Source organism: Streptomyces sp. NBC_01433, assembly GCF_026340105.1.
Taxonomy (GTDB): domain Bacteria; phylum Actinomycetota; class Actinomycetes; order Streptomycetales; family Streptomycetaceae; genus Streptomyces.
Genome location: NZ_JAPEPM010000001.1, coordinates 2,565,927 through 2,589,169, shown reverse-complemented (window position 1 = coordinate 2,589,169; position 23,243 = coordinate 2,565,927). Strand labels below are relative to the sequence as shown.

Annotated in this window: 20 protein-coding genes; 10 read left to right on the top strand and 10 right to left on the bottom strand. The window is 71.9% G+C overall.

Annotated elements, in window-relative coordinates; translation table 11 throughout:
- Window positions 1-66 precede the first annotated feature (66 nt).
- Window positions 67-915: a GNAT family N-acetyltransferase gene (locus tag OG413_RS11640; RefSeq protein ID WP_266804849.1), complete on the top strand. Its 849-nt coding sequence runs from the start codon at window positions 67-69 to the stop codon at window positions 913-915.
- 53 nt (window positions 916-968) lie between these two features.
- Here OG413_RS11640 and OG413_RS11635 read toward each other — a convergent pair whose 3' ends face one another.
- From OG413_RS11635 to OG413_RS11625, 3 genes are all read right to left on the bottom strand, one after another.
- Window positions 969-1,448: a hypothetical protein gene (locus OG413_RS11635; protein ID WP_266804847.1), complete on the bottom strand. Its 480-nt coding sequence runs from the start codon at window positions 1,446-1,448 to the stop codon at window positions 969-971.
- A 37-nt stretch (window positions 1,449-1,485) separates the two neighbouring features.
- The gene (locus OG413_RS11630) at window positions 1,486-3,210 is read right to left on the bottom strand and encodes a SpoIIE family protein phosphatase (protein WP_266804845.1); all 1,725 of its coding nucleotides are present in this window, start codon (window positions 3,208-3,210) and stop codon (window positions 1,486-1,488) included.
- A gap of 90 nt (window positions 3,211-3,300) precedes the next feature.
- Window positions 3,301-4,194, bottom strand: a complete 894-nt coding sequence (locus OG413_RS11625) for an alpha/beta hydrolase (RefSeq protein ID WP_266804843.1) — start codon at window positions 4,192-4,194, stop codon at window positions 3,301-3,303.
- 156 nt (window positions 4,195-4,350) lie between these two features.
- Between OG413_RS11625 and OG413_RS11620 the strand changes: the two genes are divergently transcribed.
- From OG413_RS11620 to OG413_RS11610, 3 genes are all read left to right on the top strand, one after another.
- Window positions 4,351-4,836 (top strand): peroxiredoxin, encoded by a 486-nt coding sequence (locus OG413_RS11620; protein ID WP_266804841.1) that lies wholly within the window; start codon window positions 4,351-4,353, stop codon window positions 4,834-4,836.
- Window positions 4,837-4,940: 104 nt separating this feature from the next.
- On the top strand, window positions 4,941-5,450 hold the full coding sequence (locus OG413_RS11615) for a hypothetical protein (RefSeq protein ID WP_266804839.1): 510 nt from the start codon (window positions 4,941-4,943) through the stop codon (window positions 5,448-5,450).
- Between the two features lie 162 nt (window positions 5,451-5,612).
- Window positions 5,613-7,079: a flotillin family protein gene (locus OG413_RS11610; RefSeq protein ID WP_266804837.1), complete on the top strand. Its 1,467-nt coding sequence runs from the start codon at window positions 5,613-5,615 to the stop codon at window positions 7,077-7,079.
- 140 nt (window positions 7,080-7,219) lie between these two features.
- Here the strand turns inward: OG413_RS11610 and OG413_RS11605 are convergent, their stop codons facing one another.
- The 3 genes from OG413_RS11605 to OG413_RS11595 form a co-directional block, all read right to left on the bottom strand.
- Window positions 7,220-9,571, bottom strand: coding sequence for an FtsX-like permease family protein (locus OG413_RS11605; protein WP_266804835.1), 2,352 nt, complete (start codon window positions 9,569-9,571; stop codon window positions 7,220-7,222).
- Window positions 9,568-10,275 carry an ABC transporter ATP-binding protein gene (locus OG413_RS11600; RefSeq protein WP_266804833.1) on the bottom strand — a complete coding sequence of 236 codons (708 nt, stop codon included), beginning with the start codon at window positions 10,273-10,275 and terminating at the stop codon, window positions 9,568-9,570. Before OG413_RS11600 ends, OG413_RS11605 begins: the two co-directional genes overlap by 4 nt.
- An 84-nt stretch (window positions 10,276-10,359) precedes the next feature.
- Window positions 10,360-10,773, bottom strand: coding sequence for a hypothetical protein (locus tag OG413_RS11595; RefSeq protein WP_266804831.1), 414 nt, complete (start codon window positions 10,771-10,773; stop codon window positions 10,360-10,362).
- A 284-nt stretch (window positions 10,774-11,057) separates the two neighbouring features.
- Here OG413_RS11595 and OG413_RS11590 point away from each other — a divergent pair, with 284 nt between their 5' ends.
- Window positions 11,058-11,528 carry a cation:proton antiporter regulatory subunit gene (locus tag OG413_RS11590; RefSeq protein ID WP_266804829.1) on the top strand — a complete coding sequence of 157 codons (471 nt, stop codon included), beginning with the start codon at window positions 11,058-11,060 and terminating at the stop codon, window positions 11,526-11,528.
- A gap of 2 nt (window positions 11,529-11,530) precedes the next feature.
- Entirely contained in the window at window positions 11,531-12,910 is a 1,380-nt protein-coding gene (locus OG413_RS11585; RefSeq protein ID WP_266804827.1) for a cation:proton antiporter, read from the top strand.
- A gap of 103 nt (window positions 12,911-13,013) precedes the next feature.
- Here the strand turns inward: OG413_RS11585 and OG413_RS11580 are convergent, their stop codons facing one another.
- On the bottom strand, window positions 13,014-13,496 hold the full coding sequence (locus OG413_RS11580; RefSeq protein WP_266810085.1) for a MarR family winged helix-turn-helix transcriptional regulator: 483 nt from the start codon (window positions 13,494-13,496) through the stop codon (window positions 13,014-13,016).
- 242 nt (window positions 13,497-13,738) lie between these two features.
- Between OG413_RS11580 and OG413_RS11575 the strand changes: the two genes are divergently transcribed.
- The 3 genes from OG413_RS11575 (at window position 13,739) to lysA (ending at window position 16,332) form a co-directional block, all read left to right on the top strand.
- Entirely contained in the window at window positions 13,739-14,194 is a 456-nt protein-coding gene (locus OG413_RS11575; protein WP_073727960.1) for a tellurite resistance TerB family protein, read from the top strand.
- A gap of 353 nt (window positions 14,195-14,547) precedes the next feature.
- Window positions 14,548-14,940: an SAV_915 family protein gene (locus tag OG413_RS11570; protein WP_266804824.1), complete on the top strand. Its 393-nt coding sequence runs from the start codon at window positions 14,548-14,550 to the stop codon at window positions 14,938-14,940.
- Window positions 14,941-14,952: 12 nt separating this feature from the next.
- The gene (lysA, locus tag OG413_RS11565) at window positions 14,953-16,332 is read left to right on the top strand and encodes a diaminopimelate decarboxylase (protein ID WP_266804822.1); all 1,380 of its coding nucleotides are present in this window, start codon (window positions 14,953-14,955) and stop codon (window positions 16,330-16,332) included.
- A gap of 60 nt (window positions 16,333-16,392) precedes the next feature.
- On the opposite strand, the gene OG413_RS11560 is transcribed toward lysA, so the two are convergent.
- Both OG413_RS11560 and OG413_RS11555 read right to left on the bottom strand, forming a co-directional pair.
- Window positions 16,393-18,012, bottom strand: a complete 1,620-nt coding sequence (locus tag OG413_RS11560; protein WP_266804820.1) for an MFS transporter — start codon at window positions 18,010-18,012, stop codon at window positions 16,393-16,395.
- Between the two features lie 265 nt (window positions 18,013-18,277).
- A complete protein-coding gene (locus tag OG413_RS11555; RefSeq protein WP_266804818.1) occupies window positions 18,278-19,351 on the bottom strand; it encodes a CdaR family transcriptional regulator in 1,074 nt (357 codons plus the stop codon).
- A gap of 443 nt (window positions 19,352-19,794) precedes the next feature.
- On the opposite strand from OG413_RS11555, the gene OG413_RS11550 reads away from it, so the two are divergent.
- Window positions 19,795-21,819: an NAD(P)-binding protein gene (locus tag OG413_RS11550; protein ID WP_266804816.1), complete on the top strand. Its 2,025-nt coding sequence runs from the start codon at window positions 19,795-19,797 to the stop codon at window positions 21,817-21,819.
- Window positions 21,820-21,896: 77 nt separating this feature from the next.
- Here the strand turns inward: OG413_RS11550 and trpS are convergent, their stop codons facing one another.
- Window positions 21,897-23,030: a tryptophan--tRNA ligase gene (gene trpS / locus OG413_RS11545; RefSeq protein ID WP_266810084.1), complete on the bottom strand. Its 1,134-nt coding sequence runs from the start codon at window positions 23,028-23,030 to the stop codon at window positions 21,897-21,899.
- Window positions 23,031-23,243: the final 213 nt, after the last annotated feature.

Genomic DNA, 23,243 nt, shown 5'->3' with positions numbered 1-23,243 from the left:
GTACCCCTTCCGGCCAGGTCGGCGGCACGACCGCTGAACGGCTCCCGGACGGGGTACGACTGGTCCGTGCCAACTTTCGAGATCACCACCGCGAGCGCCGACGACATGACGACCCTGGCCGGGTGGGCCCATGACGAGGGCTGGAACCCCGGGCTCACCGACACCCGGCCCTTCTTCGCCGCCGATCCGTGCGGCTTCCTGATCGGACGCCTGGACGGGGAGCCCGTCTCCTCCGTCTCGGTCGTGCGCTACGGCGACGACTTCGGCTTCCTGGGCTTCTACCTGACCCGCCCCCCGCTGCGGGGCCGGGGATACGGGATCCAGGTCTGGCGTGCCGGGATGGCCCGGCTCTCCGGGCGCACCATCGGCCTGGACGGCGTACCCGCCCAACAGGACAACTACCGCAGATCCGGCTTCCGTTCGTGCTGGAGCAACGCCCGGTACGAAGGGCTGCCGGACACGGGAATCGCCGCGCCGCCGGGCATCACCCTGGTCGATGCCCGCACGCTCCCGTTCGGGCGGCTCGCCGCGTACGACCGGCAGTTCTTCCCGGCCGCCCGGGACAGCTTCCTGGCGCCCTGGATCACGACCTCCGGGCATGTCGCGGTGGCCGCGGTCCGCGACGGCGAACTCCACGGCCTCGCCGTCCTGCGCGCCTGCCGGGCCGCTTCCCGTATCGGTCCGCTGTACGCCGCGTCGCCGGAGGTGGCCGCCGCGCTCGTGAGTGCCCTCGCGGCCACGGCGCCGGACACCCCTGTGGCGATCGATGTCCCCGACATCAACCCGTCGGCGGTACGTCTCGCGGAACAGCTCGGCCTGACACCGTCGTTCGACACGGCGCGCATGTACACCGGACCGGAGCCGGTCTTCGACCGGACCGGCCTGTACGGCATCACCAGCCTCGAACTGGGCTGACCCGTCGGACGGACCGGCCGGCACATCGGCCGACGCTCCCCCAACCCGCCGCCCTACTCCCGCCGGAGGCGCTCCAGGACCCGGTCGCGCAGCAGCTCGTACTCCTCGCGGAGCCGGACGATCTCGTCGGGCCTCGGTATCACCGTGCCTCCCGAGACGCGTTCGTGCGGCCCGAACTGCTCACGGGTGAGGTCGATCTCGACACCCGCTCCCAGCCGGTTCCACCAGTGGTAGTCCGTCCACTCGCCGTCGGCATGCACCTCGCCCCGGATCAGATCGCCGCCCAGCAGGTCGTTGATCACCAGTGCGGTGACCCCGCACTGGTCACGGGCCGGGTTGTCCGCGCTCCACGACGGCCGGTGCTCCGGTGTGGTCGTGGAGGCGTCCCAGCTGCCGCGGACGGCGGCCTCGATGTCACCGAGGAGCCAAGGAGCGGAACGGGAGTCGGTACAGGAATCGGTAGGAGTGTCTGTACGGGTGTCTTTACGGGTGTCTTTACGGGGCTGCGTGGACGGTGCGGTGCCGGCTTCCATGCCTCGTATCCTCGCACCGGGCACTGACAACGCCCCTTCAGCGGACCGGCAGCGCTCCCTCCCGGATGCGTGAGGCGAGAACCGCGATGTCGTCCTCCGCCCCGTCCCCGAACCGGTCGAGCACGGCGTCCAGCAGGTCTTCGAGCCGTCCGCCCACCGGCAGGGTCAGCTCGGCCAGCCGTCCCACGGACACATCGATGTCCTCGCCCCGGCGCTCCACCAGACCGTCGGTGTACATGAACAGCACGGTCCCCGGACCGCACGGCACCGACGACGTCCGGTACCCGCCGAATCCGGTGCCGAGCGGCGGCCCCACCGGAACCCGGACCACCCGTGCCCCGGCCTTCCCCGGATCGATGAACACCGGCGGCAGATGGCCCGCGCTGGCCACCTCGCAGTTGCCGCCGAACCGGTCGACGACCGCGAGCAGACAGGTCGCCGCCCGGTCCATACCGGACCGTTCGACCATGGTGTCGAGCCGCTCCAGAATGAGGTGCGGCGGCAGGTCGTCACCGGCCAGGAGGCGCAGCAGCGAGCGGTAGTGGCTCATGGCGACGGCCGCCTCCACGCCGTGGCCCATGACATCACCCATCGCCTTCAGATGGCGCCCGTCCCGCAGCGGTACGACGTCGAACCAGTCGCCGCCCACCAGGACGCCGTGTTCGGCGGGCAGATAGCGGGTCGCGATCTCCACGTGCGCGTGCGGGCCCCAGGGTTCGGAGAGCAGGGAACGCTGGAGTTCCAGGGCGACGCTGTGTTCGTGGGCGTAACGGCGGGCGTGGTCGAGGTCGACGGCGGCCCGGCCCGCGAGCTCGCGGGCGACGAACATGTCCTCGTCGGTGAACGCGGGCGATTTCCCGGCCCGTACGAGGTTCAAGGCGCCCAGCGCACGACCGCGCGCGACGAGCGGCACGAAGGCCGCCCCGCGCAGGCCGAAGGCACGGGAGGCGGCGCGGAATCCGGCCGTGCGCGGCGGACCGTCGAACTCGTCCGGATGTTCCGCATCGTCGTCCCGGTTCTCCACCACCGGCTGATTGGCCGCCAGGCAACGGGCGACGCCCGCGTCCTCCTGGTAGTCGATGTACTCCCCCGGGTGCCCGAACTGCCGTGCCGATTCGGCGAGTTCGGGGACTGCGGACAGCGCGGCCCGGCGCAGTCGCAGCACCCCGGGCGCCGCGCGCCGCACCTCGTGCCCGATGTCCGGCGGGAAGATCTCCACGGCGGCGATGTCGGCCAGCGCGGGCACGACGAAGTCCGCGAGTTCGCGGCAGGTGGTGTCCATGTCGAGCGTCGTGCCGATACTGACGGCGGCGGTGTCCAGGAGGGCCAGATGACTCCGGGCCCGTTCCAGCTCCTGCTGCTGGCGCACATGGCCGGTGATGTCCAGGACGATCGCGACGAGCCCCTGGACCCGGCCGTCCGTCTCCAGGCGGTGGTACGCGGAGTGCCAGTACCGCTGATCCGGTAGCGATGCCACCCAGGTCCGCCCCCCGACCGTGGTCTCGCGCGGCTTCCCGTCGGCCAGCACCAGCCGCATCAGGTCCTTGTGCTCATCGAGTTCCGGCAGGATCTCGGCGGGGGTCCGGCCGAGATGGGCAGCGGCCGGGATGCCGTTGATCCGTTCGAGTGCCGGATTGACGTAGAGGTAGCTCAGCCCGGTGTCGAAGACGGCCACCCCGACCGTAGTACCGCCGAGCAGGGCGGCCACCGGCGCGGGATCGAACGGCACCGGCGCGTCGTCGTCGTGCGGTTCGGCCTGCAAGAGGGCCTCCTGCCGTCGTCGGCCACCGGTCTTCCATCGTCGGCCGCCGCTCCCTGCCCCGCATCCGCAGCCCCGGCCCCGCGTCGTACGTCACCGCTGCGGCTCGGCGGGCGCCGGGCCCGCCCGGTCGGCGCGCAGCCGGTCGAGGTCCAGGGTGCCCTCGGTCGCCTCGGCGTGCAGCGGGAGCCCGAGGGCCGTCGTCACCGGGTCCGGCAGTGCGGTGAGACCCAGCAGTCCGGTGACCAGCGCCGCCGTCAGATGGTGCCAGGCCGGGGCGCGACGGATCATCGCGTGATCGCCGCCCCGGACGGTGATCATGCACGTACGGGCGCCCGCGCGACGGGCTCGGGCCGTGAGGGACTGGGTCGCCTGGGGGCTCGTGACGCGGTCGCGGGTGCTGTGCAGCAGAACGACGTCGCGGCCCGCGAGCTGGGTGACCGGGTCGCCCGGCGGGCACCACGGAGCAAGGCCGACCACCGCACGGACCGAGGGGTGATCGGCGGCACGAAGGGCCGCGCGGGCGCCCATGGAGTGGCCGAGGAGGACCACCGGGATCTCGCCCGCCTCGTCCCTCAGCTCATCGAGGGCGCGTACGGCGTCATGGAGCGGATCCTCACGGGCGCCGTTCCAGCCGCGGTGCGTATAGCGGACACCCCGCACCAGGACCGGGCCGCGTCCGCCGCCATCGCGGCCGTCGTCGTGGCCGTCGTCGTGGCCGTCGTCGTGGCCGTCGTCGTGGGGATCACCGGGATCACCGGGGTCACCGGGGTCGCAGGAGTCGTGGGGGTCGTGGGGGTCGCAGAAGTCGTGGGGGTCGTGGGCCTCGTGGTTTCCTTCGCGGCGGGTGGCCCGTGCCACGGCCCGCGCGAACGGCCTCATGCGCAGGGCGGGCAGGTTCAGGAGTCCGGGCGGAGGCGGTTCGATCCCCGTCTCGTGGCCGCCGTGAAGGATGAGCACCGCTGCCGACGGCGGTCGTTGCGCCACACGTACCTCCAGTTCCGGGCGCGGGCCACCGCACCCGCCCACCCCATATTCGGTGCGGGGCAGACTACGGATGGGTCAAACGTGTCAATGAGCGAGAAGTGCCGTTCACTGTACGAGTCCCGTGCCCATCCGCGTAGCGTCGACAAGGGAGCCGTCATGGCATCAGGACCACAACCGGGCAGTCCCGCACCCGACTTCACTCTCCCAGGAGGAATTCTGTCGGGCGAGAACTTCGAACGCGGCGACTACCGCCTCTCCGCCTCACTGGGCCGGGCCGTCGTCCTGGCCTTCTACCCGGGCGACAACACCGCTGTGTGCACCAAGCAGCTCTGCTCGTACTCGTCGGGGCTGGACACCTTCGACGGGCTCGACGCCGAGGTGTGGGGAATCAGCCCACAGGGTGTGGACAGCCATGAGTCGTTCGCCCGCACCCACGGACTGCGCATGCCGCTGCTGGCCGACGGGGGCCGGGAGATCGCCAGGACGTACGGAGTCGCGGCGCCCGGCATCGGCGTACGGCGCGCGGTCTTCCTCATCGGCCCCGACGGGGTCCTGCGCTGGAAGCACGTCGCGCTGCTCGGGGCCACGTTCCAGTCGCTCGACACCCTCACCGCCCGCCTCTCCGGCATCAAAGCGGCGTAAAGACTGCCGGATCCCGGCAGTGCCCCGATGTGGTGGTGTATGGGACCATCCAGCCAGTTCGACGGAAAATATTCGGGGGAAATCGAAAGCCGGGGAGTGATCACGTGACCTTGTTCCTGGGTCTCGGCATTGCGGGAATCGCTCTTCTCGCCCTCTCCCTGATCTTCGACGGAATCCTCGAAGGGCTCTTCGGCGGCGTACTGAGCGGCCTTTTCGACGGCCTGCTCTCGCTGCCGGTGATCGCGGGCTTCATGTCGATGCTCGGCTTCGGCGGCGCGATCGTGCTCGGCACCACCGGCGCCGGAACGGTCGTGGCCACGGCCGCCGGAGCCCTGGCCGGGATCGTCGCCGCCTGGCTGACCTGGAAGCTCAGCCGGGCCCTGATGCGGGACCAGACCACGGCGACGCCTCGCGGCGAGGATCTCGTCGGCACCTCCGGGTCCGTCGTGACCTCCATTCCGGCCGATGGGTACGGCGAGGTGCTGCTGCGGCTCGCGGGTCAGACCGTGAAGTACGCGGCGAAGAGCACGGCACCTGTCGAACGCGGCGCCGAGATCTGGGTGGAGGCGACGCTGTCCACCACCTCGGTCGCGGTCCGCCCGGTCGAGCGCTGACCACGCCCGACCGAAACCGGCCAGCCGACCGGCCGACCGGGCCACTCCGGCGGGCCCAAGTGCCGACCCGGCCGCCCACTGTTCACACCGTTTCGCACTGTTTCGCACTTGTTCTGAAAACGATCTGCCGTCCCCCTTCGGGAGGCAGGGGGGACACCTCTTATGAGTCCAGTTCTGATCTCCGTCATCGGCATCGTCGTACTCCTCGTACTCCTCGCCCTCGCAGTCGTCACGCGCTACAAGGTCGCCGGGCCCAGCGAGGCGTTCATCATCACCGGGCGCCGCGGCAAGAAGTCGACCGACCCGGTGACCGGCCGCACCAGCATCGACAACAGCGGTCAGAAGGTCGTCGTCGGCGGCGGCGTCTTCGTCGTGCCGTTCGTGCAGCAGAAGTTCACCCTGGACCTCTCCAGCCGCCACATCCCGATCGCCGTGCGCGGCGCCGTCACCCTGCGCGGCGTGAAGTCCAACCTCGAAGGCGTCGCGATCGTCAAGGTCGGCGGCAGCGAGGACGCGATCCGGGCAGCCGCCCAGCGCTTCCTCCAGCAGCAGGACGGCATCGTCGGCTTCACCCAGGAAGTGCTCTCGGGTGCGCTGCGCGCCATCGTCGGCCGGATGTCGGTCGAGGACATCATCCGCGACCGTGCCGCGTTCGCCGGGCAGGTCGCCGAGGAGGCCGAGGCCAGCCTCTCCGGCCAGGGCCTGATCCTGGACGCCTTCCAGATCCAGGACATCACCACCGAGGGCTCCTACCTGGAGGACCTCGGCCGCCCCGAGGCCGCCCGTGCCAAGCAGGAGGCCGACATCGCCGAGGCGATCGCGCGGCGTGCGTCGGAGCAGGCCCGGCTGAAGGCGGCCGAGGAGATCGCCATAGCCGAGCGGACCTTCTACCTGAAGCAGGCCGAGATCAAGGCCGAGACGGAAGCGGCGGCCGCCAAGGCCAACGCGGCCGGCCCGCTCGCCGAGGCCGCCCGTCAGCAGGAAGTCCTCCAGGAGCAGGAGAAGGTCGCCGAGCGCCAGGCGGCCCTGACCGACCGCGAACTCGACACCAAGGTGCGCAAGCCCGCCGACGCCGCCCGCTACCAGGCGGAGCAGGAGGCGGAGGCCCGCCGCATCGCCCAGGTCAAGGAGGCCGAGGCCGACGCGGAGCGCTCCCGGCTGACCGGTCAGGGCGAGAAGCTCCACCGCTCGGCCCTCGCCGACGCCGTGCGCATCGAGGGTGAGGCGGAGGCCGCCGCCATCGCGGCCAAGGGCTCCGCGGAGGCCGAGGCCATGCAGAAGAAGGCCGACGCCTTCGCGCAGTACGGCGACGCGGCCGTACTCCAGATGCTGGTCGAGGTTCTGCCCCAGGTCGTCGCCAAGGCGTCCGAGCCCCTGAGCGCCGTCGACAAGCTGACCGTGATCTCCACGGACGGAGCCAGCCAGCTGGCCCGGACGGTGACCGACAACGTGGCCCAGGGCATGGAGCTCCTCAACTCCACCACCGGCGTCGACTTCGCCGCACTTCTCCAGAACCTGAAGGGCCGCACGCCCGGTTCCGCCGCGGCGAACGTGCCCGCCCAGGGCGACGAGACGGCCGCGACCGCGCCGTCGAGCACGGCCAACGGCAAGATCGAGATCACTGACTGAACCGATCCCCGTCCCCAATACCCGTGCCCGGCGGTGGAACATCACCGCCGGGCACGGGTGCGTCTGTCGCCCCCGCCTCCTCAGCGGCCTCTTCCGCGGGCCTCTTCCGCAGCCTCTCCAGCAGCCGCTTCCGCGGCCCGTCAATCGCCTGTGGGGCGCCAGCGGCGGGCCGTGACCAGGGCGTTGCGAGTGGCCCAGAGTGTGGTCAGGGTGGCCAGGACCAGCAGGGTGGCCGCTGTCCCGGTGAGCAGTTCGGGCGGGAGGGAGCCCCGGCGGGGCGGGGTGGTCAGGGGCAGCGTGATCCACACCGCGAAGCCGGCCGCCAGTGGGGCCGCCAGGAACAGCGGGGCCAGAACGGTCCAGGCGGCGACGGACGCGTAGATACGGCGGCCGCCGGTCAGGACGCAGACCGGGGCGATCGCCCGCGCGAAACGCAGGATCTCGCCGAGGGTGTTCATACCGTGCGCCGCCGCGACGATCAGCACGCCGATGCACCCCAGGAACGAGGCCCAGCGCACATGCTGGGTGGTGACCATGACACCGCCCAACGCGTACTGACCGATCGTCAGCACCTCGGTGCCCGGCCCCAGGGTGGCGTGGGCGATCCTTCGCAGTTCGGTGGTGGGTAGACCGGCGCGGTGGGTGGATACGGCGGTGACCAGGGGTGGGTACGGTCCCTCACCGGCACCGGTGGAGCGACTGAGCGCGGCGGGACCGCGGGCGAGGGTGGGGGCCGGGGCCGGGGCCGGGCCGGAGACAGGCACGGGTACGGGTACGGGTACGGCCGTGACCGGGCCGCTGACGGATGCCTCGGCCAGGAGCAGCCCGGCGCGGGGCGCGTCGCGCGGTTCGACGGCGATGGGCTTCGAACTGCCGGAAACGCAGCTGATGTCGAGCGCCCGCAGCGCGGCACAGGTTCCGTGGAACGTTGCGGCGCGGGGCAAGTCACCCACAACAGGCTCGGCAGGTTCAGCCGGTTCGGTCCGCTCGGTCCGCTCGGCCGGTTCGGTCTGCTCCAGGGTGACGATCTCCGTGCCGGGCGGCAGCGCGGCGAGGAAGGCCGGGTAGCGGTCTTCCTCGGGGACCTCGATGCGGAGGAAATCGGTGCCCGCCGCGCGCTGGGCCTGGCGGGCCGCGAGGCCGAACGACGACGGGATGCTCGGATAGACCTGGATGAACGCGAGCAGGCCCGCCGCGATCACCGATCCGGCGACGAGCCGGGCCAGTCTGCCCGGACCGGCGTGCACCCAGCGGCCCGCGAGCAGAGCGCCCGGCGCCCCTGAGCGGAGGCCCAGCCGGGCCACCGTACGGCCCAGTACGCCGAAGGCCAGGGCGAGTACCGCGGGCAGGGTGGCCAGCGAGCCGATCGAGCCGGTCGCGAGCACCACCGTGGAGAGCCCGGTGTGGTAGGTGTGCGCGAAGAGGGCGGGGAACCAGGCGAGCAGGATCTGACACGGCACGAAAAGGGCCGCGCAGATCACCGTCGTACGGGAGTTGGGGGCGGCGGCCGGTCTCGTGCCGGTCGTCCTCGACGGTGCCGGGTGCAGCAGCGCCGCCGTGCCCAGCACCGTCGCACCGGCCGCCGCCACCGCCCCGAACGCCTCAGGGGCGTACGCCCGTAACTGGGCCGCATCGAGGGTGAAGCCGATCCAGGGCAGCGGGATGTCGACCGCCATGGCCGACGCGGTCACCGCCGCCGCGATCGTGCAGCCGAGGGCGACCGGGGCCAGCGCCTCGCCGACGGCCACGAGCGCCAGGTCCCGCCGGGAGGCGCCCATGGCGCCCAGCACCGCGGTGCGTCTGTCGCGGGCGGCCGCACCGGTCCGGGCCGCGACCACCAGCAGGAACCCGGCGGGCAGGCCGAGCATCACCGCGATGAGCGACAGCAGCTCCCCCAGCGGCCGGAAGCCGCTGTCGTCCCCGAATCTCGGCCCCCAGGGGGCCGAGGTGCCGAAGCCGGTCGCCGGTGACGCGTTCTCCCGGGTCAGGAAACCGGGTGCCGGTCGCACGTACGCCAGGTTCTCGCCCGCCACCGCGAGGCCCTCCACACCGATGCGGCCGACGAGGGTGCCGTAGCGGGTGGCGATGCCCTCCGCGCCCGCCGCTTCCAGGAGCGGCCCCGACAGCACGGCCTCACCCGGGCGCGGCCACGTCCGCAACCCCGGCGGCAACGGGGCGTCCGGGGTGAGCGGTTCGATGTGGATCACGGCGAAGGACACTCCCCCCGCGGCCCCGCCCGTGGTGTCCTGGTCGAGGCGCCACAGCAGTTTCGGCGGCCCCGCATCCGGCCGGAACTCGGTCAGGAGAGGCGCGCGGGCGGCACTGCGCAGGACCCGGCCCTCGTACGTCGCCACCGACAGCACCACCGCCAGGAGCGTCAGCGCGGCCACGGTCGAGGCCAGCACGAGACCGGCGAACCGCACCCCCCTCTGGTCCGCGCTGCGCGCGGCACTCCGGCCGATCCGCAGCATCTGGAGCCATCGGGACGTCATACGGTGCTCCGGGCCGTCGGAACCCGACGCTGTTCGTGCAGACCACCTTCCACCAGGGCGTACCGGCGGTCGGCCAGGGCCGCCACCGCCGGATCGTGCGTCACCACGAGAAGCCCGCAGCCCCACCTGGCAGGCAGCGAATGGAGCAGCTCGGCCACACGGTCCCGGTTGGCCGGGTCCAGCGAGCCGGTCGGCTCGTCCGCGAGCAGCAGCGCCGGCTGATTGACCAACGCCCTGGCCACCGCGGTGCGTTGGCGCTCGCCGCCGGACAGGTCGGCGGTCGCCGTACCCGTCGTGGGTACGCCCAGCTCCGTCAGCAGCCGCGACGCCCGGCCCAGCGCCCGGCCCCGACCGGTGCCGGCCAGCAGCGCCGCGAGCGCGACGTTCTCCACGGGGGACAGTTCGGGCAGCAGCTCCCCGAACTGGAACACCATGCCGGTGGTCTCCCGCCGGTGCCGGGCCAGCCGACGGCCGCCGAGGCGGGTGATGTCCGTACCGGCCACGCGCACCTCGCCGCTCTGCGGGCGCGTCAGCCCGAGCAGGCACATCAGCAGGGTGCTCTTCCCACTGCCGCTCGGACCGGTCACCGCCACCGAGCGGCCCGCCTCGACCACCAGATCCGCCCGGTCCAGCAGCACTCGGCCGGTCGGCGTCACGCAGCGCAACCCCCTGACGTCGAGCACCGGAGCCTTTTCCACTGCCATCGCCCCTCTCCTCCCCTTGTTTCCTCATCCCCCTCCCGGGCCTTCCTCCTCCCTTTCCGCGCCCGTCGTCGCGTACCGGCCCGGCTAGAAGACGAGCTCCGGGCCGCACTCATCGGGGTTGATGAACTCGGAGACACAGATGTTCATCCTGTAGAGCGCACCGCCCTTGGACGACGTGGTGTACGTGCCCCCGCCGCGTTTGTTCCAGAGGGTCTTCTTCTTGCCCGAGTCCGCTTTCCGGTAGTAGTTCAGATAGACCGGGTCCCCCGCCTTCTCCGCCGCGTCGTCCCAGGCCACCACGTACGCGGACGACTTGGACGCGTGATCGAACGAGTAGCCGTAGGCGCGGTCGGTGACCTTGACCCGGCCGTCGTGACCCTGCATCGAAGGCTCGCCGGGGGCAGGCGGAGCGAGGACCGAGGAGACCGCGGGGGACGTGCCCAACAGGGCTGCCGACACCACTACGGCGCATGACACGAGAACCTTCTTCATCACCACGGGACCGTCCTTATGGGCTGCGTGAAGTGCGTGAGGTGCGTGAGCAGTCGTGCGGGGTGTGGGGGTCTCAGCGGGCTTCAACCGGCCCGCCCGTCCTCATCAGCATCCGGCGGCGAAATGTTTCTTCATTCGGCCGAAGCGGCGCATTCATCACAATGAGTGACCACGAGAGCGATGGTCGTCTCGCTCGGACGGAGGCTGCGGAACCCTCCGGATAGGGTCATGAACAGATAAAGGGATCATCAAGTGCGCCGCCGCACCGCCGCACGCCTCGGGAGGAAGTCATGGGAACCCGTCACACGTCGCTGCCCGGAGTGGGAGCTCAGTACGACTTCACGACCGAGTCGGGGCAGCACATTTCCGTCGTCGTCCACCACGACGGACGGCGGTTCATCGGGTTCTACGAACAGGACGACCCCGACTCATGCCGGCTGTCGGTCCCCCTGACGACCTCGGAAGCCACCGCACTCGCCCACCTCATCGATCCCGCGCCCATCGACGCCGTACGGACCGAGGGCATCGACCTCGTCACCGAACACATTCCGCTCGGCTCCCGCTCCCCCTACGGCGGGCGGCTGTTGGGCGACACCCGGGCGCGGACCCGGACCGGGGCGTCCATCGTCGCCGTACTGCGGACGCACAGTGCGCACCCGTCGCCCGGACCGGACTTTCGCCTGGCCATCGGGGACACGCTCGTCGTCGTCGGTACGCGTGAGGGCGTCGACACGCTCTCCGAGATCATTGCGGAGGGCTGACCGTGCATGACACCACAGCACTGCTGGTGGAGCTGGGCTCCGTCATTCTCGGGCTGGGGATCATCGGCCGGTTCGCCGGCCGGATAGGTCTCTCGCCGATTCCGCTCTACCTGCTCGCCGGGCTGGCATTCGGTGAGGGCGGCCTGCTGCCGCTCGGCGCCAGTGAGGAGTTCACCGCGGTCGGCGCCGAGATCGGCGTCATCCTGCTGCTGCTCCTGCTGGGGCTCGAGTACAGCGCCTCCGAGCTGGTGACCAGCCTCAAGACGCAGTATCCGTCCGGGGCCGTCGACTTCTTCCTCAACGCGACACCCGGTGCGGTCGCCGCCCTGCTGCTCGGGTGGGGGCCGGTCGGGGCCGTCGCGCTCGCCGGAGTCACCTGGATCTCCTCCTCCGGCGTGATCGCCAAGGTGATGACCGATCTGGGGCGGCTCGGCAACCGTGAGACCCCCGTCATCCTGGGCGTCCTCGTCATCGAGGACCTCTCGATGGCCGTCTACCTGCCGCTGCTCACGGCGATGCTGGCCGGGGTCGGCCTCGCCGGTGGCAGCATCGCGCTGCTGATCGCCCTCGGAACGGTCGGCTTCGTGCTGTACCTGGCACTGCGCCACGGGCGGCTCATCAGCCGCGCGGTGTCCTCCGACAACCCGGAGATGCTGCTCCTCGTCGTCCTCGGTCTCACCGTCCTGGTGGCCGGTGTGGCCCAGCAGCTGCAGGTGTCGGCCGCCGTCGGCGCGTTCCTCGTCGGCATCGCGCTCTCGGGCGAGGTCGCGGAGGGCGCGCGCAAGCTGCTGATGCCGCTGCGCGACCTGTTCGCCGCGGTGTTCTTCGTGTTCTTCGGCCTCTCCACGAACCCGGCCGAGATCCCGCCGGTGCTGCTTCCGGCCGCTCTGCTGGCCGTCGTCACCGTCCTGACCAAGATATTCACCGGTTGGTACGCGGCGCGGCGGGCCGGAATCGGCTCGCGCGGGCGCTGGCGGGCGGGCGGCACGCTCGTGGCGCGCGGCGAGTTCTCCATCGTCATCGCGGGCCTGGCCGTGGCCACCGAGCCGCGGATCGGGCCGATCGCCACGGCGTACGTCCTGATTCTCGTCATCGTCGGACCGCTCACCGCCCGCTGGACCCAGCCCGTCGTGGCGAAGATCCAGGGCATGCGCGGGCGTGGGGAAGGGAAGAGCGGCGCCGCCGCGGGCGAAGCCGGGACGGCCGGGGTCGCGGTTGCCCCCGGAACCGTAACCGGAGCTGGAGCCGGAACCGTTACCGGAGCCGCAACCGGAGCTGGCGCCGGAGCCGCAACCGGAGCTGCCACCGGAGCCGAAGCCACGGCCCGGATGCCCTCGCACGACGACCTCACGCCCGAACCCGTGGGCGACCCGCGCGACTAGGGACCAGGGCGTGCCGAACGTCCACGACCGGTCCGGCGGTACGGGGCCACGTCCGGTCCCAGCGGTACAGGGCCGCGACCGGGCCGGCACAACAGGTACGTGTCTACGTCCAGCCCAGCGGGTACGCGTCCGTGCCGTCCGTCGGCACGGACGCCTCACCGCCCGCCTCGGTGAACGCCGTCAGCGCCTCGACCAGGGCCGTGCGCTGCGCGGGGGCGAGCCGTTCGACGATCGCGCCGATCTCCCGGCGGCGGCCCGCCGTCACGTCCGCGACCAGCCGGTACCCCGCCGGAGTCACGCTCAGCACCGTCTCGCGCCGGTTGACCGGGTTGACCTGGCGCTCCGCCAGACCGGCGGTGATCAGCCGGTCCAGCATCCGCATCGCGGTGGACGGGTTCACACCGAGCCGTTCGGCCAGCGCTACGAGCTTGGCGTCGCCGTGGGTGGAGAGCACCACCAGCAGACGGAACTGGGGCAGCGTCACCCGCTCCTCCACCCCCGCGAGCGATCGCGCGGCGACGGCGACGAGCAACCGCGACGCGGTCAGCACCGCCCGGGTCACCGCTTCCACATCGCCGTCCGGCATACGCGCGGCATCGGGAGTGCCGCGATCGCCCCCGCCCGTCTGTCGGTGATCGGCCATGCCTCTTTGTACCCCGCCGCCTCCGGGATGGCGATCGTCCCGTAACGCCCGATTCCATGAACGCCCTGTTCCGGGCACAGGGGCACCTCGCCCGCCGACTTCTACACAGCTGTAGAGTTTCCCTCGGTTCCGGCATGCACAGCAATGCACAGCCCCCGCAACGCAACGCAACGTATGGAGATGTCATGGCCCTGTGGGATCGGATCAAGGAATCCGCGTCGACGATGCAGACGCAGCTCGAGGCGAAGAAGAACGACCTGAAGAGCGGGGCGTTCCGTGACGCCAGCATGGCCATGTGCGCCCTGGTCTCCGCGGCCGACGGTTCCATCGACCCGTCCGAGCGGCAGCGCGTCGCGTCGCTGATCGCGAGCAACGACGTCCTGCAGAACTTCCCCGCGGACGACCTGCAGCGCCGCTTCAACGACTACGTGAACAAGCTGACCGCCGACTTCGCGTTCGGCAAGGTCAGCGTGCTCCAGGAGATCGCCAAGGCGAAGAAGAAGCCCGCCGAGGCGCGTGCCGTGATCCAGATCGGCATCATCATCGGCGGCGCCGACGGCGACTTCGACAAGTCGGAGCAGGCCGTCGTACGGGAGGCGTGCTTCGCGCTCGACCTCCCGCCGCACGAGTTCGACCTGTAGGCACTCCTCCGTGCGGGCGGACGACCCCAGTACTGCCGGAAGACCGCGGACCGGCTGACCACCGGTCCCTGCCCGGCACGGCCGGGGGTGTGTCACCCCCCCTTCACACCCCCGGCCACCCTCTTCGCCCAAGCACAACCCGCACGGCTCGCACGACCCGCACCGCCCGCACATCCGGCACGGCTCGCGCCGCGCCCCCGCACCCCGCCCCCGTACGCGCGTCAGCGTCGCGTCACGGGGGCGGGGTTTTGCGTCAAGTGCGCGTCAAGGGCGTATCCGTCCCCCTCCCCGCTGGGCATAGCTTCGGCAGACGGGCCGTGACAGCAGCGGCCGCAATCGCCAGGAGGAACACCATGTCGGACCCCGACCCTCTCGAACTCGTCCCGGCCGGAACTCTCTTCGTCCCCGTCCGGCCGGGCCTCCCACGCTGTTCGCCCTCCTTCACGGCACGGTTCTTCCGTACCCCGCTCGGCGACCGCACGGCCGTCGCCTTCACCTCCGCATCGCAGCTCGTGGCCACCCTGGGCGCCGGGCAGCCGTGGATCCTGCTCTCCGAACCCGCCCTGCGCGCGCTCGCGGCTCCACTGGGGGTCAGCGCTCTCACCGTCGATCCGCAGCTCTCCGCGCCCCGGGCCGCGACCTGGCCGCCCTGCGCCGGCCCCCGGCCACCCGTGGCTGAAGGGACACCGGTGACCGAAGGGACACCAGTGACCGAAGAGGCCGCTCTCGTCCGCCACGGCTGCTGAGAGGCACGCGCCATGACCACCACGCCTGTTGTCCACACCTCCGCCCCGGCCGGGGTCCTGCCCGGCGCTCCCGACGGCGCGGCCGACGACTCCCTCTCCGGCCTCTGGCCCGCCTCCGCACGGCCCGGCCCCGAGGGGGACGTCGCCGTCGGCGGGGTGTCGCTCACCGAGGCCGCCGACCGGTTCGGCACGCCGCTCTACGTACTCGACGAGGGAGAGGTGCGCCGACGCTGTCGCACCTACCGCGCCGCGTTTCCCCCGGCCGAGGCCGATGTCGTCTACGCCGCCAAGGCGTTCCTCTGCCGGGCCGTCGTCCGCTGGGTCCGCGAGGAGGGGCTGGGGCTCGACGTCTGCTCAGCCGGTGAGCTGCTGCTCGCCGTCGGCGCGGGCTTCCCCGCCGAGCGGATCGTCCTGCACGGCAACGCGAAGAGCCCGGAGGATCTGCGGACCGCCGTACGGCTCGGCGTCGGCCGGATCGTCGTCGACAGTACTTCGGAGATCGCCCGGCTGGCGGCCCTGGTGCCCCTGGGCAGCCGGCAGCCCATCATGGTGCGGGTGGTGCCGGGGATCTCGGCGGGCGGGCACGCGGCCGTCCGTACCGGCACCGACGACCAGAAGTTCGGGCTGTCCCTCACCGACGGTTCCGCGCAGCACGCCATCGACCGGGTACTCGGCCAGCCGCGCCTCGAACTCGTCGGTCTGCACTGCCACATCGGCTCGCAGATCACCGCCGTCAAGCCGTACGTCGCCGCCGTACGCCGCATGGTGGGACTGCTCGCCCGCGTCCGCGAACAGCACGGCATCGCCCTGCCCCAGCTCGACATCGGCGGCGGGCACGGCATCGCCTACCGGCCGGGCGAACCGGTCCTCGACGTCCCCGCCCTCGCGGCCCGGGTCCGTGCCGAACTCGTCGACGGCTGTACGCGGGCGGGGCTTCCCGTCCCGCGGCTCACCGTCGAACCGGGGCGGGCGCTGATCGGGCCCGCCGGGGTGGCCGTCTACCGCGTCCTCGCGGTCAAGCGGACCGGTACCCGTACCTTCGTCGCCGTCGACGGCGGGATGAGCGACAACCCGCGGCCCGCGCTGTACGGAGTGCGGTACGCGCCCCGCCTCGTCGGCCGCGACTCCACCGCCCCGGACCGGGTGGTGACCGTCGTGGGACGGCACTGCGAGGCGGGTGACGTACTGGCCGACGGCGTGGAACTGCCCGGTGACGTACGGCCCGGGGACCTGCTGGCGGTGCCTGCCGCCGGGGCGTACCACCTGTCGATGGCGTCCGGCTACAACCTGGTCGGCAGACCGCCCGTCGTCTCCGTCGGCGACGGGACGGCGCGGCTGCTGGTACGGCGGGAGTCGCTGGACGACATGCAACGACGCGACGTGGGGGCGTAGCGGGCTGCCGGGCGGCCCTGCCACGAGTGAGTGGCCGTGGCGGGCGGTCGGACGGCCCTGTCACGTGGTGGCAGGGCCGTCCGTCGTGCTCGTCGCACCCGGCGCGTACATGCGGGGCGCTCCCCTGCGGTACAGCACCACCGTGATCAGCAGGCCGACGGCGAAGAAGCCCGCCGACCACCAGTACGCGGTGGAGTAACTCTGCAGCTGTGACTGGGCGATGGCGGCCGGGGTCGGTCTGCGGCCCACCATGTAGCTGGCGGCGGCGCTGGTCGCGAGGGTGTTCAGCAGCGCCGTGCCGATGGAGCCTCCCACCTGCTGCATCGTGCTGACCATCGCGGACGCCACCCCCGCGTCGCGCGGGGCGACCCCGGAGGTGGCCAGGTTCATCGCGGGCGCGAAGATCAGCCCGAGACCGAGGCCCAGGACGAGCAGTGGTGGCAGTACGTGGGTGGCGTATTGGCTGCTCAGGTTGAAGGTCGTCATCCAGATCATGGCGGCGGAGGCCAGTCCCATACCGAGCGGGACGATCGGTTTCGCACCGTACCGGGGCACGAAGAAATTCGTCGTCACGACCGAGGTCACCACCATCACCGCCACCATCGGCAAGAAGGCGAGACCGGTGCGGACCGGGGAGAACAGCAGGCCCTGCTGGAGGTAGTACGTGACGAAGAGGAACACGCCGAACATCCCGGCGCCGGAGACGAAGATGGCCAGGAACGAGGCCCCGCGGTTCCGGTCGAGGATCACCCGCAGCGGCAGCAGCGGATGGGCTGCCCGCGCCTGCCACCAGGCGAACGCCGCCAGGAGGACACCGCCCGCCAGCAGGAAGCCCCAGGTGTCGACGGAGCCCCACGCGTGTTTCTCCGCGTTGGAGAATCCGTACACGATGCAGAAGAGCCCCGACGAGGCGAGAACGGCGCCCGGGACGTCGAGCTTCGGACGGTCGCTGGGCGCTCCGGGCCTCAGCAGCCGGGAGCCTCCGACGAAGGCGATGATGGCGAAGATCATGTTCACGTACAGGCACCAGCGCCAGTCCAGGTACTCGGTGAGCAGCCCGCCGAGCAGCAGCCCCACGGCGCCGCCCGCGCCCGCGATCGCACCGTAGATACCGAAGGCCTTCGCCCGCTCCTTCGGCACCGTGAACGTCGTGGTCAGGAGGGAGAGCGCGGCGGGAGCCAGGAGCGCCCCGAAGAGTCCCTGGAGGGTCCGCGCCATCACCAGGACCTCGAAGCTGGGCGCGGCGCCGCCGATCGCGGAGGCCCCCGCGAATCCGACCAGTCCCACCAGGAAGACGATCTTGCGTCCCACCAGGTCGGCGATGCGACCGCCGAGCAGCAGCAGTGAGCCGAAGGCCAGGGCGTAGGCGGTGACGACCCACTGCCGATTGCCGTTGTTGAAGCCGAGAGCCTTCTGGGCCGACGGCAGCGCGATGTTCACGATCGTGGCGTCGAGCACCACCATGAGCTGCGCCAGGCCGATGACTCCGAGCACCCACCAGCGGTGCGAGGGCTGCTCCTGCGCGGTTCCGGGGGCCGTGCCCGCGGCTGCGGAGGACCCGCCTCCCGCAGCGGCGTCCGTGTCGGCGTCCCGCGCCTGGCGGGCCTGCCCGGACTGCCTGGCATTCCCGGACTCCCCGGACTCCCCTGACTGCCCTGACTGCCTGGGCCGACGAGCCATGTGTGGATCTCCCTCGGTGCACGCACGCCCACCCCGAAAACCCCCGCGTCACACGCTAGGTGCAGGTCGGCTTCCCCGCATGCGGGGAAGGACGACGGGCAGCGGACGGTGGGCGGCGGACGGCCGAAGCTGCCGGGTTACGGCAACGGCACCGTCGGCCGCACACCGCGCACCGCGAGGTACCGCCGGTCGTGTGGCCTCGGGCGCGTGGCGTCGGGGCGCGTGGCGTCGGGGCGCGTAGTCCCGGGGCGCGTGGTCCCGGGTCTCAGAGTTCCTTGGCCGGCCAGTCCAGCAGCCGGGCGCCGATCACCGCGGTCTGGAGCGTGTAGCGGTGCGCGGGATCGGACGGATCGGACCCCGTCAGCTGGTGGATGCGCTCCAGCCGATACGTCAGCGCGCGCACACTCAGCGTCAGCCGCCGGGCGGTCTCGGCCGCGACACAGCCCGCGTCGAAGTAGACGGCGAGGGTCTTCAGCAGGGGCTCGGCGCCGCCCCTGGCTTCCTGGAGCGGCCCCAGCTCGCTGCGTACGAGGTCGGCCATCGCCTGCCGGTCCCGCGTCAGCACCGGGTAGATCAGCAGGTCGGCGGAGTACAGCACGGGGTCGTCCAGCCCCATCCGGCCCGCGAGGTCGAGGGCGTCGAGCGCTTCGTCGTACGAGTGGACGACGCCACCCGGGCCCCGGTGCGGGCGGCCGACCGCGACCTGGCCGCCGTCCGTCGCCGCGTGGGCCTGTTTGGCGAAGTACCTCAGGACGTCCGGCTGGCTGCCGGGGGCGATACAGACCAGCCGCCCGTCCTTCGTCGTCAGCAGGATCTTCCGGCCGCCGAAGCGGGCCAGCAGGGCCGTCTCGACGCGGCGCGGCACGGCATCGGTCTCGGTGTACGCCTCGGGGCCCACGGCCACCGCGACCGCGTGGGCCCGGGACAGACGCAGCCCGAAGCGGGTGGCCCGCTCGGCGAGCCGCCCCAGGTCGCTGCGCCCGTAGAGCAGGTCGTCGATGAACTCCCGGCGGGCCGCCTCCTCGCGCCGCACCGTGAGCCGCTGGGCCCGCTCGAAGCCCTCGGCGAAGGCGTCGACGGCCTGCTCCACCGCGGCCAGCACGGAATCCGTGCCGGTGTCGGTGTCCGCGAGCGCGATGCGGGGCCAGTCGGTGCGGGTCACCGACAGGTGCAGCGTCACCAGGGCGCGCAGCTGGTGCCCCGCCTCGGCGGCCTGGCGGCCCAGCGAACGGCGGGTCTCCAGTTCCTCACGCGTGAGCCGGCGGCTGGTGTCGGCGACCTCACCCAGAATGCGGGCATAGTCCCCCAGAAGCGCCTCGGATATCTCCGGCTCGGCCACGTACGTCCCTCCAGTCGCAAAGTCTCTTGTCACTTCCTTAACGCACATGGGACGGTGCCGGTGCCCGGCATCAAGGGGACATAAAGATTGCCGGATTCCGGCAGTGCGTCGGTCCGCCCTCCAGTGACACGATCCGGTCAGCAACACAGCGGGAAACCGGAGTAACCCACGGGGGAAGTACGGGGGAACGCACGGGGGACTCGGGGAAAGTACGGGGGAAATCGGGGGAAGCACGGGGGAGCGAAGGGGAACGACCCGGCTGTTGCGGCGCTGTCCTCAGTGCCGCGACACCGGGCCCCGACCGCCGTAACCGCCGCCCGGCCTTGACTGCTCCGTCCTGCCTGCCCCTGCCTGCCCGCCCTGCCCCGGCAATCTCTGCGGCCCCGCCCGCCCCGTCACGCAATGATCACCAACACTCCTTACCGATCGGGACGGAGCAAGGCATGCTGGGTTTCGTGCCCCCACTCCCCCTTCCTCCGCAGCCTCAACGCCCCCCGTCCAGCGGACACATGGTCGTCTGCGGCGACGACGCGCTGGCCCGCCGGCTCGCCGTGGAGCTGCGGTATGTGTACGGGGAACGGGTCACCCTCCTGCTGCCGCCGGGCCGCGACGCCAACCGCCCGGAGCTGCCGCTGACCCAACGGGGCCGGGCCTCCGCCCTGTTCGGCCGGATGTCGTCGGCGATGAACCGCAACGGCGGCACCACCAACGGCACCGGTACCGGGCCCGGCGCCGGGCCCGGCGACAACGACACCAACGCCGGGGTCGAGGCGGTCCGCATCATGGAGGCACCGGAGCCCTCCGACGACGTACTCGAAGAGGCGGGCGTCGACCGGGCGGCCGCGCTCGCGCTCGTGTACGACGACGACGAACGCAACATCCGCGCCGCCCTGACCGCCCGTCGCCTCAACCCGCGTCTGCGCCTGGTCATCCGGCTCTACAACCGCAAGCTCGGCCAGCATCTGGAGACCCTGCTCGACCAGGCCGCGGCCGTCACCATGCCCGGCCTGGACCCCACCGCCCTGGACGCCTCCACCACCGTCCTGTCCGACGCGGACACCGCAGCCCCCGCCCTCGCCGCCACGGCGCTCACCGGCAGCAGCAAGGTCATACAGGCCGAGGGCCTGCTCCTGCGCGCGGCCGAACGCACACCGCCCCGGCCGGGCGAAACGGCCGACCCCGGCCTGTGCACGCTCGCCCTGCTCTCCTCCACCACCCACGACCCGGCAGGCGCCGAGGGCTCCGACAGCAGCGGGGACGAAGGCCCCCGACTGCTGCCCGACGAGGCTTCGGTGGCCGCCGCGACGGGACGGGGCACCGTCGTCCTGGAAGCGATCAGCCGGGCGGACCCGGACCGGCCCGCCGGACGGATGGGCGGCCGGGGCGCGCCGCTCGCCCAGGTCTTCTCCCGGCGGCTGCGCTGGTCGGCGCTGGGGGTGGGGACGGCCGTGGTCGCCCTGGCCGTCGCCTCCGTACTGACGACGGGGGACGGTGCGCTGCACGCCGCCTACCTCACCCTGCTCGACCTGTTCGCGATGGGCGACCCGGCCGAGGACGGCCCGCCCGCCCGCCAGATCATCCAGCTCCTCTCCGGCCTCGCCGGACTGATGCTGCTGCCCCTCCTGGTCGCCGCGGTCCTGGAGGCGTTCGGCTCACTGCGCACCGCGTCCGCGCTGCGCCGCCCGCCACGCGGCCTCTCCGGCCATGTCGTCCTCCTGGGCCTCGGCAAGATCGGTACGAGGGTCCTCGTCCATCTCCGCGAACTCGACATCCCCGTGGTGGTCGTGGAGGAGGACCCCGAGGCGCGCGGCATCCCGCTGGCGCGGAGCCTGCACGTCCCGACGGTCCTGGGCGACGTCACCCAGGAAGGGGTCCTGGAAGCGGCCAAGATCCGCCGCGCCCGCGCCCTGCTGGCCCTCACCAGCATCGACACCACCAACCTGGAAGCCGCGCTGCACGCCCGCTCGGTGAAGCCGGACCTCAGGGTGGCTCTGCGGCTGTACGACGACGAGTTCGCCACCGCCGTCTACCGCACCCTGCGCACCGCGCACCCCCAGGCCCTCACCCGCTCCCGTTCCGTGTCCCACCTGGCCGCCCCGTCCTTCGCGGTCGCCATGATGGGCCGTCAGATCCTCGGCGCGGTCCCGGTCGAACGCAAGGTCATGCTCTTCGCCGCGCTGGAGGTCGCCGGGCACCCCCAACTGGAGGGCCACACCGTGGAACAGGCCTTCCGCGCGGGCGCCTGGCGGGTCCTGGCCCTGGACGCCACCCCGCCAGCCGACCGCAACCCGGACCTGGCCGCCGTCCCCCCGTACGGCGCCGAAGGCACCGAACAGCCCTCGGGCCTGATCTGGGACCTGCACCCCGGCTACGTCCTGCGCGCCGAGGACCGGGTGGTCATCGCCGCGACCCGCCGGGGCCTGGCCGAACTGCTGCGCCGTAGGCGCTCCATGTCACCGCACCGCTGACACGGGAGTCCGGGACACCGCTGACACGAAGTCCGGGACTCCGGAGTCCGGAGTCCGGACGCCAGGACTTGAGGGCCCTACCGGAGCGCGCCCATCGCCCCACGCACTTCGTCCAAGGTGGCCTCCGCGAGGACGTTGGCCCGTTCGTTGCCCGCGCGGAGCACCGACCGTACGTACGCCATGTCCCGCGCGTATTCCGCCCGGCGGGCGCGGATCGGTGCCAGGTGGGTGTTGACCGCGTCGGTCACGGTCCGCTTGAGCGCGGCGCCGCCGCCGTCCCCGATCTCATCCGCGACGCCGTGCGGGTCCCGGCCGAGGCACAGCGCGGCGAGCAACACCAGGCTCGACACCCCGGGCCGGCCTTCGGGGTCGTAGGTGATGTGCCGGTCGGTGTCGGTCTTCGCCCCCTTGATGAGGCGTGCCGTCTCGTCGGCGGTGGCCCCGAGGGGGATGGAGTTGGCGCGGCTCTTGCTCATCTTGGTCCCGTCCGTGCCGAGGAGCAGCGGTGCGTCGGAGAGCAGCGCGTCCGGTTCCGGGAAGACGGCCCCGTAGCGCTCGTTGAAGCGCCGGGCGACGGTACGGGTGATCTGGAGGTGCGGCAGCTGGTCCTGGCCGACCGGCACCACATTGCCCTTGCAGAAGAGGATGTCGGCGGCCTGATGCACCGGGTAGGTGTACATCAGCCCGCTGACCGCGGACTGCCGGGAGTGCGCGATCTCGTCCTTGACGGTGGGGTTGCGGCCCAGCTCCGCGACGGAGACGAGGCTGAGGAAGGGCAGCAGGAGCTGGTTGAGTGCCGGGACCGCGCTGTGGTTGAAGACCGTGGAGCGGGCCGGGTCGATGCCGACGGCCAGATAGTCGAGCAGCAGCCCGTCCATGTACTCGCCGAGCCGCTCGGCCACGTCCCGGTCGGTCAGGACCTGGTAGTCGGCGATGAGGACGAAGACGTCGACGCCGAGGTCCTGGAGCCGGACCCGGTTGCGCAGGGTGCCGAAGTAGTGCCCGAGGTGCAGGGCGCCGGTGGGGCGGTCGCCGGTCAGGACCCGGAAGCGGCCGGGCGTCCGCCGGATCCGGCGCTCCAGCTCGGCACTGCGGCGCAGGACGGTGGTGACGGACAGCGGGTCGGTGCGGGTGCCTAGGGCAGCGGAGACGGCTGAGGCGGCAGCGGCGGCTGAGGCGGCAGGAGTGGCGGCGGTGGGCGTGGTGGTCATGGGTGTCATGGGGGTCTCTCCTCGCTGGTGGAGTGCGTGGAGGACGGCCCGCCGGTTCCGGTGTCTGTCCGTATCCCCGCCGTACGAGAGGTGCCGTACGAGAGGTGCCGTACGAGAGGGTGCCGTACGAGGGCAGCGAAAAGGGCCGTCCTTGTCGAACGGCCCTTGTTCCGTGCAGGTGCTGTGGCCGCTCCTAGCAGGAGCGCCACCAGT